Origin of the sequence: Caballeronia temeraria, assembly GCF_001544795.2 — a bacterium.
Lineage (GTDB): Bacteria > Pseudomonadota > Gammaproteobacteria > Burkholderiales > Burkholderiaceae > Caballeronia > Caballeronia temeraria.
In genome coordinates, this window is the sequence record NZ_FCOI02000007.1 from 13,356 (window position 1) to 29,969 (window position 16,614).

The 16,614-nt window shown below is 64.2% G+C and carries 16 protein-coding genes; 7 read left to right on the forward strand and 9 right to left on the reverse strand.

Features of this window, described 5'->3' with window-relative positions:
• Window positions 1-117 precede the first annotated feature (117 nt).
• Window positions 118-1,308, forward strand: coding sequence for a hypothetical protein (locus AWB76_RS12340; RefSeq protein WP_061160418.1), 1,191 nt, complete (start codon window positions 118-120; stop codon window positions 1,306-1,308).
• 31 nt (window positions 1,309-1,339) lie between these two features.
• Window positions 1,340-2,581: an MFS transporter gene (locus tag AWB76_RS12345; protein ID WP_061160419.1), complete on the forward strand. Its 1,242-nt coding sequence runs from the start codon at window positions 1,340-1,342 to the stop codon at window positions 2,579-2,581.
• 101 nt (window positions 2,582-2,682) lie between these two features.
• On the opposite strand, the gene AWB76_RS12350 is transcribed toward AWB76_RS12345, so the two are convergent.
• The 6 genes from AWB76_RS12350 to AWB76_RS12375 all read right to left on the reverse strand — a co-directional run bounded on the left by AWB76_RS12350 (window position 2,683) and on the right by AWB76_RS12375 (window position 8,639).
• A complete protein-coding gene (locus tag AWB76_RS12350) occupies window positions 2,683-3,681 on the reverse strand; it encodes an asparaginase (protein ID WP_074171338.1) in 999 nt (332 codons plus the stop codon).
• Window positions 3,682-3,712: 31 nt separating this feature from the next.
• Complete coding sequence (locus AWB76_RS12355; RefSeq protein ID WP_061160421.1) at window positions 3,713-4,639, reverse strand: CysB family HTH-type transcriptional regulator; 927 nt, start codon at window positions 4,637-4,639, stop codon at window positions 3,713-3,715.
• 25 nt (window positions 4,640-4,664) lie between these two features.
• Window positions 4,665-5,723 (reverse strand): sulfate/molybdate ABC transporter ATP-binding protein, encoded by a 1,059-nt coding sequence (locus tag AWB76_RS12360; protein WP_061160422.1) that lies wholly within the window; start codon window positions 5,721-5,723, stop codon window positions 4,665-4,667.
• A 15-nt stretch (window positions 5,724-5,738) separates the two neighbouring features.
• On the reverse strand, window positions 5,739-6,635 hold the full coding sequence (gene cysW, locus AWB76_RS12365) for a sulfate ABC transporter permease subunit CysW (protein WP_061160423.1): 897 nt from the start codon (window positions 6,633-6,635) through the stop codon (window positions 5,739-5,741).
• Window positions 6,632-7,516, reverse strand: coding sequence for a sulfate ABC transporter permease subunit CysT (gene cysT / locus AWB76_RS12370; RefSeq protein ID WP_061160424.1), 885 nt, complete (start codon window positions 7,514-7,516; stop codon window positions 6,632-6,634). Before cysT ends, cysW begins: the two co-directional genes overlap by 4 nt.
• An 88-nt stretch (window positions 7,517-7,604) precedes the next feature.
• On the reverse strand, window positions 7,605-8,639 hold the full coding sequence (locus tag AWB76_RS12375; protein WP_061160425.1) for a sulfate ABC transporter substrate-binding protein: 1,035 nt from the start codon (window positions 8,637-8,639) through the stop codon (window positions 7,605-7,607).
• 258 nt (window positions 8,640-8,897) lie between these two features.
• On the opposite strand from AWB76_RS12375, the gene lexA reads away from it, so the two are divergent.
• The 3 genes from lexA (at window position 8,898) to AWB76_RS12390 (ending at window position 10,809) form a co-directional block, all read left to right on the forward strand.
• The gene (gene lexA, locus AWB76_RS12380; RefSeq protein ID WP_061160426.1) at window positions 8,898-9,575 is read left to right on the forward strand and encodes a transcriptional repressor LexA; all 678 of its coding nucleotides are present in this window, start codon (window positions 8,898-8,900) and stop codon (window positions 9,573-9,575) included.
• 207 nt (window positions 9,576-9,782) lie between these two features.
• The gene (locus AWB76_RS12385; RefSeq protein WP_061160427.1) at window positions 9,783-10,109 is read left to right on the forward strand and encodes a hypothetical protein; all 327 of its coding nucleotides are present in this window, start codon (window positions 9,783-9,785) and stop codon (window positions 10,107-10,109) included.
• A gap of 100 nt (window positions 10,110-10,209) precedes the next feature.
• Window positions 10,210-10,809, forward strand: a complete 600-nt coding sequence (locus AWB76_RS12390) for a DUF2939 domain-containing protein (RefSeq protein ID WP_061160428.1) — start codon at window positions 10,210-10,212, stop codon at window positions 10,807-10,809.
• 18 nt (window positions 10,810-10,827) lie between these two features.
• Here the strand turns inward: AWB76_RS12390 and AWB76_RS12395 are convergent, their stop codons facing one another.
• Window positions 10,828-11,337, reverse strand: a complete 510-nt coding sequence (locus AWB76_RS12395) for a universal stress protein (RefSeq protein WP_041731023.1) — start codon at window positions 11,335-11,337, stop codon at window positions 10,828-10,830.
• 314 nt (window positions 11,338-11,651) lie between these two features.
• On the opposite strand from AWB76_RS12395, the gene nodI reads away from it, so the two are divergent.
• Both nodI and nodJ read left to right on the forward strand, forming a co-directional pair.
• Window positions 11,652-12,614, forward strand: a complete 963-nt coding sequence (gene nodI / locus AWB76_RS12400; protein WP_061160429.1) for a nodulation factor ABC transporter ATP-binding protein NodI — start codon at window positions 11,652-11,654, stop codon at window positions 12,612-12,614.
• A 4-nt stretch (window positions 12,615-12,618) separates the two neighbouring features.
• Window positions 12,619-13,464, forward strand: a complete 846-nt coding sequence (nodJ, locus tag AWB76_RS12405; RefSeq protein ID WP_208606562.1) for a nodulation factor ABC transporter permease subunit NodJ — start codon at window positions 12,619-12,621, stop codon at window positions 13,462-13,464.
• 40 nt (window positions 13,465-13,504) lie between these two features.
• On the opposite strand, the gene gnd is transcribed toward nodJ, so the two are convergent.
• Window positions 13,505-14,485: a phosphogluconate dehydrogenase (NAD(+)-dependent, decarboxylating) gene (gene gnd, locus AWB76_RS12410; protein WP_061160645.1), complete on the reverse strand. Its 981-nt coding sequence runs from the start codon at window positions 14,483-14,485 to the stop codon at window positions 13,505-13,507.
• 5 nt (window positions 14,486-14,490) lie between these two features.
• A complete protein-coding gene (gene tkt / locus AWB76_RS12415) occupies window positions 14,491-16,584 on the reverse strand; it encodes a transketolase (protein WP_061160646.1) in 2,094 nt (697 codons plus the stop codon).
• Window positions 16,585-16,614 lie beyond the last annotated feature (30 nt).

Here is a 16,614-nt window from a genome sequence, read left to right on the forward strand (position 1 = left end):
ATGCAAGATTCAATCCGCTGAACGAACGACGCGTCGCGCACGTCGAATCGTTCTGACAAGCACCGATCCAACAACAAACCAGACAAGCAGGTGACCCGGAACCATGGAGCTTTTGCGATGACAGGCGGTATCTCGCATCGGGGAGATGCGTCGCCGATCGGCCTTCACGCGCTCGTGCGAGCGAGCCGGACGGACAGCGCCTTCGCTGCCGCCGCATATCTGATACTGCGCGTGGCCGCGTTCATCGTCGCCATCGTGCGAACGTTGCGCGCAGTGCGCCTTACCGCGAGCCTGCCGATCGCCGCCGCCTGCGCGTTGTCCGCATGTGGACTGATGCCGCAGCAGGTGCCTGCGCCGATCGTCGAGCATTCCTATATCCCGGCGCCCGAAGAGACAGGCTCCGCCGAGCCCGAAGAGCCTCTGCCCGCCGTGCAGGCGCCGGAACCCGCCTCCGCCGTGAAGCCCGCGCCCGCTCCGAAGCCCAAGCGCCGCGTCGTCAGGCCGAAGCCTGCGGAGCCGGCCGTCACGCCGCCGCCGGAACCGCCCGAGCCGCCGCCTCCGCCGCAGATCATATCGACGCGCATCATGCAGCACGATCAGTTGCACGGTCTGCTCGATGCCGAAGTGCAGCGCCCCGACGGCAAGGTCGTCGGCCGCGCAGTGGACATGTACGTGGATGCGTCCGCGAAGCCGAAGCTCCTGATGGTGAATCTGGCGGGCTTCCTTGGCGTCGGCGACCGCAAGGTCAATTTCCCGTGGACGGCCTTCCGCTTCACGCCGAACTCGAAGACCGCGCCGATCACCTTGATGCCGCCGCCTCCACCCGTCAAGGGCAAGCCGGCCGATCCGGTGCCGAAGCCGCAGCCCGTCGCGGAGGCGCCTGCGAATCTCCTGCAACTGGTCGATTCGACGGTGACGCAAAAGAGTGGCGCGCGCATCGGACGCGTGGTCGACGTGCTCGTCGACGCTCAGGCTCAACCCCAGGCGCTCGTGATCGATCTCTCCAGTTCGCTCGCGGGCGACAAGCGCCATGTCGCGGCCAACTGGGGCGACTTGCACGTGCTCTCGCGCAACAAGCAATGGCAACTGCAGATGGATTTCAACGACGCGCAATTGAAGGCCGCGCCGACCTACTCGCCCGAGCAGCCGATCAAGATCGTGTCGCCTGTCGTGCCTGCGCCGGCGACGGCTGCGAGCGCGGCATCGGCGCCTGCTGCCGGATCGGGCGCATCGGGAACGGCGGGCGCGGCGGCCTCGGGCGCGGTGTCGGCGCAAGCGCCGGCTTCGGGTGCGCGCCCGGCCAGATAACGGATAACGACATCGATAACAGAATCACGACATGGTAATTGCACGCAGTCTGCGCGCGCTCGACTGGCTGAACTTCTTCGTCGCCAACGTGCAGACCGGCTTCGGCCCTTTCATTGCTTCGTACCTCGCGGCCAACAAGTGGACGCAGGGCGAGATCGGCCTGATGCTTTCCGTCGGCACGATCAGCGCGATGGCGAGCCAGTTGCCGGCAGGCGCGCTCGTCGATGCGATGCGCAACAAGAAGTTCGCCGCGCTCTCCGCGATCATTGCGATCATCGTGAGTGCGCTGTTGCTCGCCGCGAGCCCGACGTTCGTTCCGGTTTTTGCGGCGGAAGTGCTGCACGGCTTCGCGAGCTGCATGCTCGTCCCGGCGATGGCGGCGATCTCGCTCGCCCTCGTCTCACGTGCCGATCTCGGCGACCGGCTGGGCCGCAATGCGCGCTGGGCGTCGATCGGCAGCGCGCTGACCGCGGCGTTGATGGGCGCGTTCGGCGAGTATCTGTCGCTACGCTCGGTGTTTTTCCTGACGGCCGCGCTTGCGTTGCCGGCGATCGTCGCGCTGCGCATGATTCACTACGATGCGCTCCCCGTCGTGCCGCGCGCATCGCCTGGCAAGCCCAAACTCACGCCCGAAGGCGAAGAGCGCGAGTCATTGCGAGAGTTGCTGAAGGACAGGCGACTGCTGATTTTTGCGGCGTGCGTGGTGCTGTTTCACCTCTCGAACGCGGCGATGCTCAATCTCGCCGCCGGCGAAGTGACGGCGCACATGGGCGACAACGTTCAACTCGTGATCGCGGCGTGCATCATCGTGCCGCAGTTCATCGTCGCGGCGTTATCGCCGTGGGTCGGGCGGCAGGCGCAGAAGTGGGGACGCAGGCCGGTGCTGATTCTCGGATTCTGTGCGCTGCCTGTACGGGCGATTCTGTTCGCGGGCGTGAGCAGCCCGTATCTGCTCGTGCCGGTCCAGATGCTCGATGGCATCAGCGCGGCGGTGTTCGGTGTGATGCTGCCGCTGATCGCGGCGGATGTCGCGGGTGGGCGTGGGCATTACAACCTCACGATCGGGTTCTTCGGGCTTGCAGCGGGTGTCGGGGCGACGCTTTCGACTGCGGCGGCGGGTTTTGCCGCGGATCGATTTGGCACTGCGATGAGCTTCTTTGGTCTGGCCGGGGCTGGCGCGCTTGCCGTGCTGATGGTCTGGCTCGCGATGCCGGAGACGCGGACCGATCATGTGGTGAAGGAGGATCAGGCTAAACCGCCTGTGGAGGTTTGATGCTTTTTCTGCCGCTGGATCCCGTTTTCTTTTGGGTCTATTGGCACAGCCGCCCCGCACAGGGGCAGCGCTAATAGACCGACAAGAAAACAGGATTCCACCTAATACATATCGAAAACCCTCTGCAAATCCCGCCCCTGCGAACCCAACGCCAACGCCAGCATCAACAACACCCGTGCCTTATAAGGATTGAGCGTCCCGGCGCTGACGGTCCCAAGCGCATCATCATTCGCTGCGCCGTTGCGCATCACGTGCCCCGCCCCCACGCGTGACGCGCGCACAACGGCAACGCCTTGCTTCACCGCATCCGCAAGCGCTTGAGTGAGCGTCGCATGCATGGACCCATTGCCCGTGCCCGCCACAACGATGCCCCGCACACCCGCCGCGACAAGCGCATCGACCGTCACACGCGACGCATCCGCGTAACTCGCGACGATCTCGACCATCGGCCATTGCCCGCTCGCCGAGAATTCGCTCGACGCAGTATGCGGCCGCACGACCGTCCGCTGAAACTCGACGCGTCCGTCCTGCACAAAGCCGAGCGCGCCCGTTTCGGGCGACCGGAATGCATCGACGGCATACGTGCTCGTCTTGGTGACATCGCGCGCGCTATGGATCTGGTTGTTGAACGCGACGAGCACGCCCTTGCCCGCCGCATCCTTCGACGCCGCGACCGTCACCGCGTTGAGCAGATTCAGCGGACCATCGGCGGAAAGCGCGGTCGACGGACGCATCGCAGCCGTGAGCACGACAGGCTTCGTGCTCTTCACGACGAGATGCAGCAGGTACGCGGTTTCTTCGAGCGTATCGGTGCCGTGCGTGACGACGACGCCATCGATATCGTCCTGCGCGAGCAGCGCATCGATGCGCTTCGCGAGCGTCGTCCACAGCGCGGCGCTCATGTCCTTGCTGTCGATGCTCGCGATCTGTTCCGCGTGGATCTGCGCGACGGAGCCGAGCGCGGGCACGGCGTCGAGCAGCTTGTCGACGCCGACGACGCCCGCCTTGTAGCCCGCCGTCTTCGATGCATCGCCCGCCGATCCGGCGATGGTGCCGCCCGTTGCCAGCACGGCGATGCGAGGTAGAGAGGATGTGTTCATGCCGGCGATTGTAAATCAGCCGGCGCGCAACTCACGCCGCTTCGCGAAGCTGCGCGGCGATCTGCGCTTCGTCGAGCTGCGGCGCGAACATTTCGATCAGCCGGTACGCATACGCGCGCAGGAACGCGCCCTTTCTCAGCCCGACCCGCGTCGTGCTCGCTTCGAACAAGTGCTGCGTATCGAGCGCAACGAGTTCGGTGTCGCGCTTCGCGTCATACGCCATCGCCGCGACGATGCCGATGCCCATGCCCAGTTCGACGTACGTCTTGATGACGTCGGCGTCGATCGCGGTGAGCACGATATCGGGCATCGCGCCCGCGCTCGCGAACGCCTGATCGACGTGCGAACGGCCGGTGAAATCGTTGTCGTACGTGACGATCGGATATTCGGCGATCTGCTCGAGCGTGATGTTCTCGCGCCCGACGAGCGGATGATCCTTCGGCACCACGACCGTGTGATGCCACGAATAGCACGGAAACGTGACGATGTCCGGATAGCGGTCCAGCGCTTCGGTCGAAATGCCGATATCCGCCTCGCCGTTGATGATCATCTGCGCGATCTGCTGCGGGCTGCCCTGGCGCAGCGCGAGATGCACTTTCGGGAACACCTCGGTGAATTGGCGGATGACCTTCGGCAGCGCATAACGCGCCTGCGTGTGCGTCGTCGCGACGACGAGATGGCCGTTGTCCTGATCCGCGAACTGGCGCGCGACGCGCCGCAGATTCTCGGCATCGAGCAACATGCGCTCGATCAGCTGATGCACTTCCTTGCCCGGCTCCGTGAGTCCCGTCAGACGCTTGCCGCGGCGAATGAAGATATCGACGCCGAGCTCGTCTTCCAGATCCTTGATCTGCTTCGAGACGCCCGACTGCGACGTATAGAGCACATTGGCGACCTCCGTCAGATTCATGTTCTGACGCACGGCCTCGCGCACGAAGCGCAGTTGCTGGAAATTCATGTCAGCCTCTTTGATTTTTATGATGTCATTGCGCGGGAAACACGCGCAATGCGCGCGGCACGGCGGTGACGCCATCGCCGATATCGAGCTTGAGCGCGCGCCATGCCTCGCGATCCAGTTCCGCTTCGATCGCGCCGCCCGCGCTGCCTTCGAGCTCGACGCGCACCGAGCCGCCCAGCGTCACGACGCGCCGCACGCCCACGACGATGCCATCGCGATGCGTGCCATCGGCCGGATAGAGCGCGAGATCGTGCGGACGCACATACGCGAGCGCCCGGCCGCTGAAATGCGCCTGAGCCGCGATCGGGTTCGTGGCGCCATCGGCGATGAAGCCGTTCGAGTTGACCTCGCCCTGCAGGCGGTTCGCCGCGCCGAGAAACTCGTAGACGAACGACGTCTGCGGATGATCGTACACGTCTTGCGGGCTGCCGACCTGCTCCACGTGCCCATGATTCATCACGACGATGCGATCCGCCACTTCGAGCGCTTCTTCCTGGTCATGCGTGACGAAGAGCGTCGAAATATGCAGATCGTCGTGCAGACGGCGCAGCCAGCTGCGTAGTTCCTTGCGCACTTTGGCATCGAGCGCGCCGAACGGCTCGTCGAGCAGCAGCACTTTCGGTTCGACGGCGAGCGCGCGCGCGAGCGCAATACGTTGCCGCTGACCGCCCGACAGTTCCGACGGAAAACGCTCCGCGAGCCAGTCGAGCTGCACGAGCTTCAGCAGCTCATGCACCTTCTCGCGGATCACAGCTTCGCTCGGACGTTCGCGGCGCGGCTTCACGCGCAGGCCGAACGCGACGTTCTCGAACACGGTCATATGCCGGAACAGCGCGTAATGCTGGAACACGAAGCCGACCTGGCGCTCGCGCGCGCCGACCGCCGCGACGTCTTCGCCGTGCAGCACGACTTGCCCTGCATCGGCGAATTCGAGACCCGCGATCACGCGCAGGAGCGTGGTCTTGCCGCAACCGGAAGGCCCGAGCAGCGCGACCAGTTCGCCCGCCGGGAAGTCGAGCGTGACGTTGTCGAGCGCGGTGAAATCGCCGAAGCGTTTTTGCAGATTGCGAACGATGATGCTCATGGTGTTATCGGCCTCTTAATGCTGTGCGGTGGCTTTGGCAACGGTCAGTGCTTGCGACATGCGCCGCTCCGCAAGGAGCTTCAACGCGAGCGTCACGAGCGCGAGCAGCGCCAGCAGCGACGCCACCGCGAACGCGGCCGAAAAGTTGTATTCGTTGTAGAGAATTTCGACGTGCAGCGGCATCGTGTCGGTCTGGCCGCGGATATGGCCCGACACCACAGACACCGCGCCGAACTCGCCCATCGCGCGCGCGTTGCACAGGATCACGCCGTAGAGCAGGCCCCACTTCACATTGGGCAGCGTCACGCGCCGGAAGATCTGCCAGCCCGACGCGCCGAGCACGTGCGCCGCTTCCTCCTCGTCGTTGCCTTGCGCCTGCATCAACGGAATCAGTTCGCGCGCGACGAACGGAAAAGTCACGAAGATCGTCGCGAGCACGATGCCCGGCACCGCGAAGATGATCTGCACGTCATGCGCGGCGAGCCACGGGCCGAACCAGCCCTGCGCGCCGAACATCAGCACGTAGATGAGACCCGAGATGACCGGCGACACCGAAAACGGCAAGTCGATGAGCGTGGTCAGCAGCGCCTTGCCGCGAAACTCGAACTTCGCGATCGCCCACGACGCCGCGAGCCCGAAGACGATATTCAGCGGCACCGCGATCGCGGCGGTGATCAGCGTGAGCTTGATCGCGGACCACGCGTCGGGGTCCTTCAGCGACTCGAAGTAATAGCCGATTCCCTTTGCGAACGCCTGCACGAACACCGCGACGAGCGGCACGACGAGAAAGAACGCGAGAAACGCGAGCGCGATGCCGGTCAGCAGCCAGCGCACGGCGCGCGGCTCGGTGACGGGATTGAGGCCGTGCGTATCGCGCTGGGCCGTGGTTTGCAACGGAAGCACCTTGCTCATGCCGTTTCTCCCGCTGCCAGACCGACGTTGACCGGCGCCGCGCCCGTCTTGCTCGTGCGACGTTGCAACCACCATTGCAGCGTATTGATGAAGAGCAGCATCAGAAACGACACGCACAACATCACGACGGCCAGCGCGGTCGCGCCGGCATAGTCGTATTGCTCGAGCTTGGTGATGATGAGCAGCGACGTGATCTCGGATTTCATCGGCACATTGCCCGCGATGAAGATCACCGAGCCGTATTCGCCCAGCGCACGGGCGAACGCGAGCGCGAAACCCGTCAGGAGCGCGGGAAAGAGCGAAGGCAGCACGACGCGGCGAAACGTGAGCCAGCGCGTCGCGCCGAGGCACGCGGCGGCTTCTTCCTGCTCGCGCTCGAAGTCTTCGAGCACGGGCTGCACCGTGCGCACGACGAACGGCAAGCCGATGAACGTCAACGCGACGAGCACGCCGAGCGGCGTGAACGCGACCTTGATGCCGAGCGGCGCGAGATATTGCCCGATCCAGCCATTGCCCGCGTAGACCGCGGCGAGCGAGATGCCGGCCACCGATGTCGGAAGCGCGAACGGCAGATCGACGATCGCATCGACGATGCGTTTGAACGGGAACGTGTAGCGCACGAGCACCCACGCGACGAGAAAGCCGAACACCGCGTTGATGAGCGCGCCGCCGAGCGCCGCACTGAACGTGAGCCGATACGATGCCAGCACGCGCGGCGACGTCACCGCGCGCACGAACTGCGCCCAGTCGAGCGTCGCCGTCTTCGCGAAGGTCGCGGCAAGCGGAATCAGCACCACGAGGCTGAGATACGCCACCGTGATGCCGAGCGTCAGGCCGAAACCGGGCAGCGCGCTCGGTTTCCTGAATGTGAGGGTCGTCATCCTTGAGTCATCCTTTGCGCCGGGGAGGCGCTCGCTACCTGGGCGACGCGCGGCGTCATTGGCGCGCCGCGTCGTCGTGCAACCATCGTTATTGCGGCTGATAGATCGAATCGAACACGCCGCCATCCGCGAAATGCGTCTTCTGCGCCTTCGTCCAGCCGCCGAACGTATCGTCGATGGTGTAAAGCTTCAGCTTCGGAAACTGCTTCGTGAGATCGGCGGGCACCTTCTCCGAACGCGGCCGATAGAAATTGCGCGCGGCAATCTGTTGCCCTTCGTCGCTATACAGATACTTGAGATAGGCCTCGGCGAGCTTGCGCGTGCCGTGCTTGTCGGCGACCTTGTCGACCACCGCGACCGGCGGCTCCGCGAGAATGCTCACCGACGGCACCACGATCTCGAACTTGTCCGGACCGAACTCCTTCAGCGACAGAAACGCCTCGTTTTCCCATGCGATCAGCACGTCGCCCTGGCCGCGCTGCACGAAGCTCGTCGTCGCACCGCGCGCGCCGGAATCGAGCACGCCGGCGTTCTTGTAGAGCTTCGTCACGAACTCCTTGGCCGTCTGCTCGTTGCCGCCCGGCTTGTGCAGTGCATAAGCCCATGCCGCGAGATAGTTCCAGCGCGCGCCGCCCGACGTCTTCGGATTCGGCGTGACGATCGACACGCCCGGCTTCGTCAGATCGTCCCAGTCCTTGATGTGCTTCGGATTGCCCTTGCGCACGAGGAACACGATCGTCGACGTGTACGGCGATGCGTTGTCGGGAAGGCGCTTCTGCCAATCTGCGTTGACGAGGCCCTTGGACGCGAGCGCATCGATGTCATAGGCGAGCGCGAGCGTGACGACGTCGGCCTGCAGCCCGTCGAGCACCGCGCGCGCCTGGCCGCCCGAGCCGCCGTGCGACTGCTTGAAGGTTACGGTCTCGCCCGTCTCGGCCTTCCACTTTTTCGCGAACGCCTGATTGAAGTCCTGATAGAGCTCGCGGGTCGGATCGTAAGAGACGTTCAGAAACGCCGTCTGCGCATACGCCGATGCGGCCATGCCGAAGCCCGCCGCAGTCAGCGCCGCCGCCGCGAGCAGACGCCGAGCGCCTTTGCCCAATCCCAGTGTGATGCTTTGCATTCCCCGTTCTCCGTCTTATCGAATTGACGGAATCAGTCTATCGAGGCGTCTATATGATTAGAAATAATCGTTCTTCACTTTTTTATACGTAAAACTGCTAAGAACGATATTCCTGATCGTGGAAAGCTGGATCGCGCCACGACCCTATGCTGTGCGGCCCCGCACGGGCGAACCTCAAGTAAAGCTTGAAAAGCGCGGAATACTGTATAAAAATACAGTCACCTGTCCATTCATACAGTGCATCAGGGGCCCGAGCCAGTGACCAAGACATCAAAACTTACCGCGCGGCAGCAGCAGGTGTTCGAACTCATCCAGCGCGCGATCGACCGCACGGGGTTTCCGCCCACGCGCGCCGAGATCGCCGCGGAGCTGGGTTTCAGTTCGGCGAATTCCGCCGAGGAGCACTTGCGGGCGCTGGCGCGCAAGGGCGTAATCGAGCTGGCGGCGGGCTCGTCGCGCGGCATCCGGCTGCTCGGTGACGCTTCGCGCATCGACCGTTCGGAGGAACTGCCGCATCAATTCACGCTGCCGCATCAGAGCATCATGCAACTGTCGCTGCCGCTCGTCGGCCGTGTCGCGGCGGGTAGTCCGATCCTCGCGCAAGAGCACATCTCGCAGCATTACGCATGCGATCCCGCGCTCTTTTCCAGCAAGCCGGACTATCTGTTGAAAGTGCGCGGCCTCTCGATGCGCGACGCAGGCATTCTCGACGGCGACCTTCTCGCGGTGCAGAAGCGCAACGAAGCAAAAGACGGACAGATCGTCGTGGCCCGGTTGGGCGACGACGTCACGGTCAAGCGCTGGAAACGGCGTTCAGACGGCGTCGAGCTGATCGCGGAAAACCCGGATTATGAGAACATTTTCGTGCGCGCCGGCAGCAACGATTTCGCGCTGGAAGGCATCGCTGTCGGGCTGATTCGTTCGGGCGAGTTCTGACGCTCGCCATCGGCACGAACGAGCAGCAAAAGTCGAAGCGAATTGTTTGATTCGTTTTCGCAACGGGACAAGAAATGTCTCATTGACGTCGCAAGATAGCCTCACCAACCGCTTTCGGGCGCCTCGTCCGAACGGCTCAAATACTACAAGCATGACGGCCACCGTGCGCGGTGCGCCGCGGTGCGTCCTATCGTCTGGAGAGTCATCATGGAACGTTTTGCCCGTCTGCTGCCCTTCCGTCAATTCGGCCGCCTGCGCCATCTGCGCACGCTGATCGCGTGCGGCATGCCGCGAGCCGAAACCACGCCCGATCTCTTCGACGAAATGCCCGCACTGCCGTCGCGCCAGCCGGCTTTTGCACGCGTGTCGCTCAACAGCACGGTGCACGCCGAGCCCGAGATGCGCGCGCCGGTGCGTGTTTATCGCGGAGAATCGCGCGTGATTCTGGTAGGCAAGATCGACGAAGTGTCGCGCATGATCGACCGCTGCATCGCCGAAGAAAACGCGGGGCTCGCCGGCGGAATCCTTGCCTGAATGGAGGGGCATCGCACGCAAAACGCGAAATCGCGGGATATAACCGGCGCTCGCGCGGTCAATCCGTGATTCGCGTTTTACGAAGAGGCTTCGCCGTCGCATGTCTCGCACTACCCGCTCTATTGCCGCCGCGCTCGTCGTTCTGATTGTCGTCGCGGCGCTCGGTTTCGTTTATGCGTCGCCGTATATCGCGCTGGACCGCGTGAAGCGCGCAGCCGATGCGCGCGACGCGCAGACCGTCAATCAATACGTGGATTTCCCGGCGCTCCGGGCGAGCCTCAAGGAACAGGTTGCGGCCCTGCTCACGCGGCGCGTGGATATCCAGAAAAGCGGCAATCCGCTCGCGATCATCGGTGCGATGATCGGCGCGGCGCTCGTCGGTCCGCTCGTGGATGCTTATGCGACACCGGACGGCGTTGCGGCCATTCTGAACGGCATTCCGCCGCGCGGCGTTCCGGGCGAGCGTCCGCCGCAAGCCGGGAACGGTGCATCGGCGGGTCCGGCGAACGCGCCCGCTTCCGGCGTCACGACCGCGCAGCAAGCACCGAAGGAGCCGCCGCAAACCAAGGCGGGCTATCGAAGCCTGAACACCTTCGTCGTTACGTATCAGCATGGCGCGGGCGACGCGCGTTACTCCGCGATCTTTCACCGCGACGGGTTGGTGTCATGGAAGCTCGTCGCGGTCGATCTCAACGGTTGATGCGTCAAGCGCCGCCGGTCATGCGCCGGCTTCGGCCTTGACCGGTTTCGCCGCGTAGGCCGCTTCGTCTTCGGCTTCGGCGGATTCACCCGCCTGACACACGGCAACCAGAATGCTGCACTTCACGCGATCGAGCAGCGGCGTGTTGCCCGCGCCCATCCACCAGCGCGCGAGACCGCTGCGGCAGCGATGCCCGACGACCACGAGATCGACCTGAAGGCTTTCGGCCAGCGCCGCGATTTCATCGATCGGATGGCCGAACGCGAAATGTCCCTGCGCCTGAAGGCCGCGTTCGCGCAGCCATTCGACGCCTTCCTGCAGGATATCGCGCGCGGCTTCTTCGAAACGTCCGCAGGCCATGTCGGTGAGCAGTCCGGCGCTTTGCGCGATGCTCGAGCGCATATCGACGACCGCGAGCACGTGCGTTTCGGCATTCAGGTCCAGCGCGAGATTCGCGCCCTGACGCAGTGCCTTGCGGCCTTCTCGTGAGCCGTCATAGCACAGCAGGATTTTTCGGTAGCTCTCCATCTCGACCTCCCTGGCCAACTTGCCGTTGAGCGCGACTTGCCCGCGGCGTTGATTCATCATCGTGCGTCGTCCCGTGAGAGACAACGCTGGAAAACGCTTACCGGCGCGAAGACGCTAGCTCGCACCGTGCCAGATACGCAAATTCACCAACGGACAAGCCTCTGGCACTATCGGCCGGAACCGGTTCAATGCCTTCCGCACAGGTTTGACACGCCCGCGCAGCATGCGGTTGCACGCCAAGCGCCGCCTTGGTGCAATGGATTACACTAGCCCGCTGGATTTCCCTCATGCGGTTTTCCCTGCGGCACGAATGCATGACTGATCAAACATTGCAACAAAGCGCTTCAGGCGACGCCGATCGAAACGGCGCGCCCGCCATCGAGTTCAGCGAAGTAAGAAAGCACTACGGTGAGCGCACGGTCGTCGACGGCCTGTCGTTCGACGTGCGGCCCGGCGAATGCTTCGGACTGCTGGGACCAAACGGCGCGGGCAAGACGACGACGCTCAAGATGTTGCTCGGCATCACCTCGCCCGATAGCGGTGCGATCCGGCTCGTCGGCGAACCGGTGCCGGCGCGTGCGCGTTTCGCGCGTGAACGTGTGGGCGTCGTGCCGCAGTTCGATAACCTCGATCCCGATTTCACCGTCCGCGAAAACCTCACGGTGTTCGGCCGCTACTTCGGTCTGACGGGCGCGCGCATGGATGCGCTCGTGCCGTCGCTGCTGGAATTCGCGCGGCTGGAGAACAAGGCTGATGCGCGCGTCGGCGAATTGTCGGGCGGCATGAAGCGGCGCCTTACGCTCGCGCGCGCGCTCGTCAACGATCCCGATGTTCTCGTGATGGACGAGCCGACCACCGGGCTCGATCCGCAAGCGCGGCATCTGATCTGGGAGCGCCTGCGCTCGCTGCTCGCGCGCGGCAAGACGATCCTGCTCACGACGCATTTCATGGAAGAAGCCGAACGTCTCTGCGATCGTCTCTGTGTGATCGAGGAAGGCCGCAAGATCGCCGAGGGACGGCCGCGCGATCTGATCGAATCGGTGATCGGCTCGGATGTGATCGAGATCTACGGTCCCGATCCGCAAGCGCTTGCCGCCGAACTTGCGCCGCTTGTCGAGCGCATGGAAGTGAGCGGCGAAACGCTCTTTTGCTACGTCGACGATCCGCAGCCCGTTCATGCGCGCGTGAAAGGCCGCGCGGACGTGCGCTATTTGCATCGTCCGGCGAATCTCGAAGATGTTTTCCTGCGTCTCACGGGACGTGAGATGGTGGACTGAGTCAATGGATACGCTCGAACGATCCCGCATCGACAAAAAGCGCGCGCCGAAGCACGCGGAGAGCTTCACGCCGTTGTCGAGCGCGCTACCCGCGAACGCCACGCACTGGATGTCGGTGTGGCGGCGCAACTATCTCGTCTGGAAGAAGCTCGCCATCGCCTCGATGATCGGCAATCTCGCCGATCCGATGATCTATCTTTTCGGTCTCGGCCTCGGATTGGGCCTGATGGTCGGACACGTCGACGGCGTGTCGTATATCGCGTTTCTCGCGGCGGGCACGGCGGCGTCGAGCGTGATGATGTCCGCGAGCTTCGAATCGATGTACTCGGGCTTCTCGCGCATGCACGTGCAGCGCACGTGGGAAGCGATCATGCATACGCCGCTCACGCTCGGCGATATCGTGCTCGGCGAGATCGTCTGGGCGGCGAGCAAATCGGTGCTCTCGGGCGTCGCGATCATGATCGTCGCGGGCGCGTTGGGATATGCGAGCGTTCCGTCAATGCTGATCGCACTGCCCGTCATCGTGCTGACGGGACTCGCGTTCGCGAGCACCGCGATGGTCGTCACCGCGCTCGCGCCGAGCTACGACTTCTTCATGTTCTATCAGACGCTTGCGCTCACGCCGATGCTCCTGCTCTCCGGCGTGTTCTTTCCCATCGCGCAATTGCCCGCGATTGCGCAGCACGTCACGCAGGTTTTGCCGCTGTATCACGCGGTGGAGCTGATCCGTCCGGCGATGCTCGGCCGCCCTTTCGACAGCTTCGCGCTGCATGTGATCGTGCTGATCGCGTATGCGGTCGTGCCGTTCTTCCTGTGCGCGTGGCTGTTCAGGCGGCGCATGATGAAGTGAAAAACGGCGATGGAGCCTGAAGGTCCATCGCCGTTCAGCGTTACTTCACAGGAAACTCGTGATGCCCGCCGAAGCCGAAGCGCATTGCGGACAGCATGCGCTCGGGGAACGACTCGGCATCGCGTGAGCGGAAGCGCGTGTACAGCGCCGCCGACAGCACCTGCGCCGGCACCGCCTCCTCGATCGCCGCTTCGATCGTCCAGCGCCCTTCGCCGCTATCCGCGACTTCGGTCGAATAACGGTCGAGCGAGCCGTCGCCCGCGAGCGCGCCGGCGGTCAGATCGAGCAGCCACGACGACACCACGCTGCCGCGACGCCACACTTCCGCGATATCCGCGAGATCGAGCGTGTAGCGCTCGTTCTCCGGCAGCTCCGTCGAGTCCTTGCGCTCGAGCACATGGAAGCCCTCGGCATACGCCTGCATCAGTCCATATTCGATGCCGTTGTGCACCATCTTCACGAAGTGCCCCGAACCGACCGGCCCGCAGTGCATGTAGCCGTTCTCGACGCGCGCATCGCGCCCTTCGCGGCCCGGCGTTTCGGGAATGTCGCCGCGCCCAGGCGCGAGCGTCGCGAGAATCGGATCGATGCGCCGCACGACCGGCTCGTCGCCGCCGATCATCATGCAGTAGCCGCGCGTCAGTCCCCACACGCCGCCCGACGTGCCGACATCGACGTAATGGATGCCCTGCTCGCGCAACTGCGCGGCGCGGCGGATATCGTCCTTATAAAAGCTGTTGCCGCCGTCGATGATCACGTCGTCCGCGCCGAGGATCTTGTGCAGATCGTTGAGCGTGTCCTCTGTGATTTTCCCGGCGGGCAACATCAGCCAGACGACGCGCGGCGCGGCGAGCTTTGCGACGAGATCGCCCAGGTCTTTCGCACCCGTCGCGCCTTCGTTCGCGAGCGCTTCGGTCGCCTCCGGATTGTGGTCGTACACGACGCACGTATGTCCGCCACGCATCAGGCGCCGCCCGATATTGCCGCCCATGCGCCCCAGTCCCACGATGCCGATCTGCATGATGGTCACTCCTTCCCGTTGGATTTCACGCGTTCGATCTGCTTCTTCGCGGCGTCGTAGACCGCTTCCGGCGTGAAGCCGAACTTCGTCTTCAGCGCCTTCAACGGTGCGGATGCGCCGAACGTGTGCATCACGATCTGCGTTCCGAGGCGGCCGACATAGCGATCCCAGCCAAGGGTCGCGGCCTGCTCGACGCACACGCGCGCGTTCACGTCCGGCGGCAGCACCGATTCCCGGTAAGCCAGATCCTGCTTCTCGAAGATGTCCCACGACGGCATCGACACGACGCGCGCCGCGATGCCTTCGCTCGTGAGCTTCTCGTACGCCTCGACGCAGAGCGACACTTCGCTGCCCGTCGCGAGCAGCAGCACTTCGGGCTTCTTGCCGCCTTCGGTGTCGGCGAGCGTGTAGGCGCCGCGCTTCACGCCATCGGCGGACGCGTATTTCTTGCGGTCGAAGGTCGGCAGCGGCTGGCGCGTCAGCACGATGCACGACGGCTCCTTCGGATGCGTCAGCGCCACGCGCCACACTTCGGCGACCTCGTTCGCATCGGCGGGACGCATGGTGCACAGGCCCGGCACGCCGCGCAGCGACGCCAGTTGCTCGATCGGCTGATGCGTCGGACCGTCTTCGCCGACGCCGATCGAATCGTGCGTGAACACGTAGATCACCGGCACTTCCATGATCGCGGAAAGGCGGATCGGCGGCTTCATGTAGTCGCTGAAGATCAGGAAAGTCGATCCATATGCACGAATTCCCGACAGCGCGAGGCCGTTGCACACGGCGCCCATGCCGTGCTCGCGAATGCCGAAGTGCAGATTGCGCCCGCCGTAGCTGTCGTGCTCGAAGCTGCCGGCGCCTTCGAACTTGAGATTCGTTTTCGTCGATGGCGAAAGGTCCGCCGCCCCGCCGATCAGCCAGGGCAAGCGCGGCGCGATCGCGTTCAACACCTTGCCGGACGAATCGCGTGTCGCGAGGCCTTTGGCGTCGGCTTCGAAGGTCGGGATGTCGGCGTCCCAGTTGTCGGGAAGCTTCGATTCGAGCATCTGCCACGCTTCTTTCGCGAGCTCCGGATGGGCCTTCTCGTAGGCGTCGAAGCGCTGCTTCCACTCGGCGTGAAGCTTCTTGCCGCGCGCGCCCATGCCGTCGGCGAAGTGCTGCATCACGCCGTCGGGCACATAGAACTGCTTGTCCTCCGGCCAGCCGTAGAACTTCTTCGCGAGCTTGACCTCTTCCTCGCCGAGCGCCTCGCCGTGCGCGCTCGCCGTGTTCTGCTTGTTCGGCGCGCCCCAGCCGATAATGCTCTTCACGACGATCAGCGTCGGCTTGTCGGTGTGCGACTTGGCCTTGTTGATCGCGGCTTCGAGCGCGGCGGCGTCGTTGGCGTCGTCGACGTGCAGCGTGTGCCAGTTGTAGCCGTGAAAGCGCGCTTCCACGTCGTCGCTGTAGGCGAGTTCCGTATGGCCTTCGATCGTGATCGTGTTGCTGTCGTAGATCCAGATGAGATTCGAGAGGCGCAGATGCCCCGCCAGCGACGCCGCTTCGTGCGACACGCCTTCCATCATGTCGCCGTCACCGCACAGCGCGTAGACGCGGTAATCGAAGATCGTGTCGCTGCCCTTGTTGAAGTGCGATTCCTTCCAGCGCGCGGCCATCGCCATGCCGACGCTGTTGCCGAGACCCTGCCCGAGCGGCCCGGTCGTCGTCTCGACGCCCGTCGTCATCCGGTATTCCGGGTGGCCCGGCGTCTTGCTGTCGAGCTGGCGGAACTGCTTGATGTCATCGATCGAAACGGCCGGCTTGCCGGTGGGCTTGCCGTCGCCGTCGAATTCCTTCACGCCCGCCAGATGCAGCAGCGAATACAGCAGCATCGACGCATGGCCGACCGACAGCACGAAGCGGTCGCGATTCGGCCATAGCGGCGCGTCGGGATCGTAACGGAGATGGTTCTGCCAGAGATGGAACGCGACCGGTGCGAGCGCCATCGGCGTGCCGGGGTGGCCGGAATTGGCCTTCTGCACGGCGTCCATCGAAAGCGTGCGGATGGTGTCGATCGTGAGGCGATCGAGGTCTTTGGCCTGAGGTGTTGCTTGAGACATGAGCGACGACTCCTTTGCGAAGAGCGCGCT

Bases quoted from the DNA above. Each gene is read 5' to 3' on its own strand.
- AWB76_RS12340 (WP_061160418.1), top strand. From the start codon at position 118: ATGACAGGCGGTATCTCGCATCGGGGAGATGCGTCGCCGATCGGCCTT.
- AWB76_RS12345 (WP_061160419.1), top strand. From the start codon at position 1,340: ATGGTAATTGCACGCAGTCTGCGCGCGCTCGACTGGCTGAACTTCTTC.
- AWB76_RS12350 (WP_074171338.1), bottom strand. From the start codon at position 3,681: ATGAACACATCCTCTCTACCTCGCATCGCCGTGCTGGCAACGGGCGGC.
- AWB76_RS12355 (WP_061160421.1), bottom strand. From the start codon at position 4,639: ATGAATTTCCAGCAACTGCGCTTCGTGCGCGAGGCCGTGCGTCAGAAC.
- AWB76_RS12360 (WP_061160422.1), bottom strand. From the start codon at position 5,723: ATGAGCATCATCGTTCGCAATCTGCAAAAACGCTTCGGCGATTTCACC.
- cysW (WP_061160423.1), bottom strand. From the start codon at position 6,635: ATGAGCAAGGTGCTTCCGTTGCAAACCACGGCCCAGCGCGATACGCAC.
- cysT (WP_061160424.1), bottom strand. From the start codon at position 7,516: ATGACGACCCTCACATTCAGGAAACCGAGCGCGCTGCCCGGTTTCGGC.
- AWB76_RS12375 (WP_061160425.1), bottom strand. From the start codon at position 8,639: ATGCAAAGCATCACACTGGGATTGGGCAAAGGCGCTCGGCGTCTGCTC.
- AWB76_RS12385 (WP_061160427.1), top strand. From the start codon at position 9,783: ATGGAACGTTTTGCCCGTCTGCTGCCCTTCCGTCAATTCGGCCGCCTG.
- AWB76_RS12390 (WP_061160428.1), top strand. From the start codon at position 10,210: ATGTCTCGCACTACCCGCTCTATTGCCGCCGCGCTCGTCGTTCTGATT.
- AWB76_RS12395 (WP_041731023.1), bottom strand. From the start codon at position 11,337: ATGGAGAGCTACCGAAAAATCCTGCTGTGCTATGACGGCTCACGAGAA.
- nodI (WP_061160429.1), top strand. From the start codon at position 11,652: ATGACTGATCAAACATTGCAACAAAGCGCTTCAGGCGACGCCGATCGA.
- nodJ (WP_208606562.1), top strand. From the start codon at position 12,619: ATGGATACGCTCGAACGATCCCGCATCGACAAAAAGCGCGCGCCGAAG.
- gnd (WP_061160645.1), bottom strand. From the start codon at position 14,485: ATGCAGATCGGCATCGTGGGACTGGGGCGCATGGGCGGCAATATCGGG.
- tkt (WP_061160646.1), bottom strand. From the start codon at position 16,584: ATGTCTCAAGCAACACCTCAGGCCAAAGACCTCGATCGCCTCACGATC.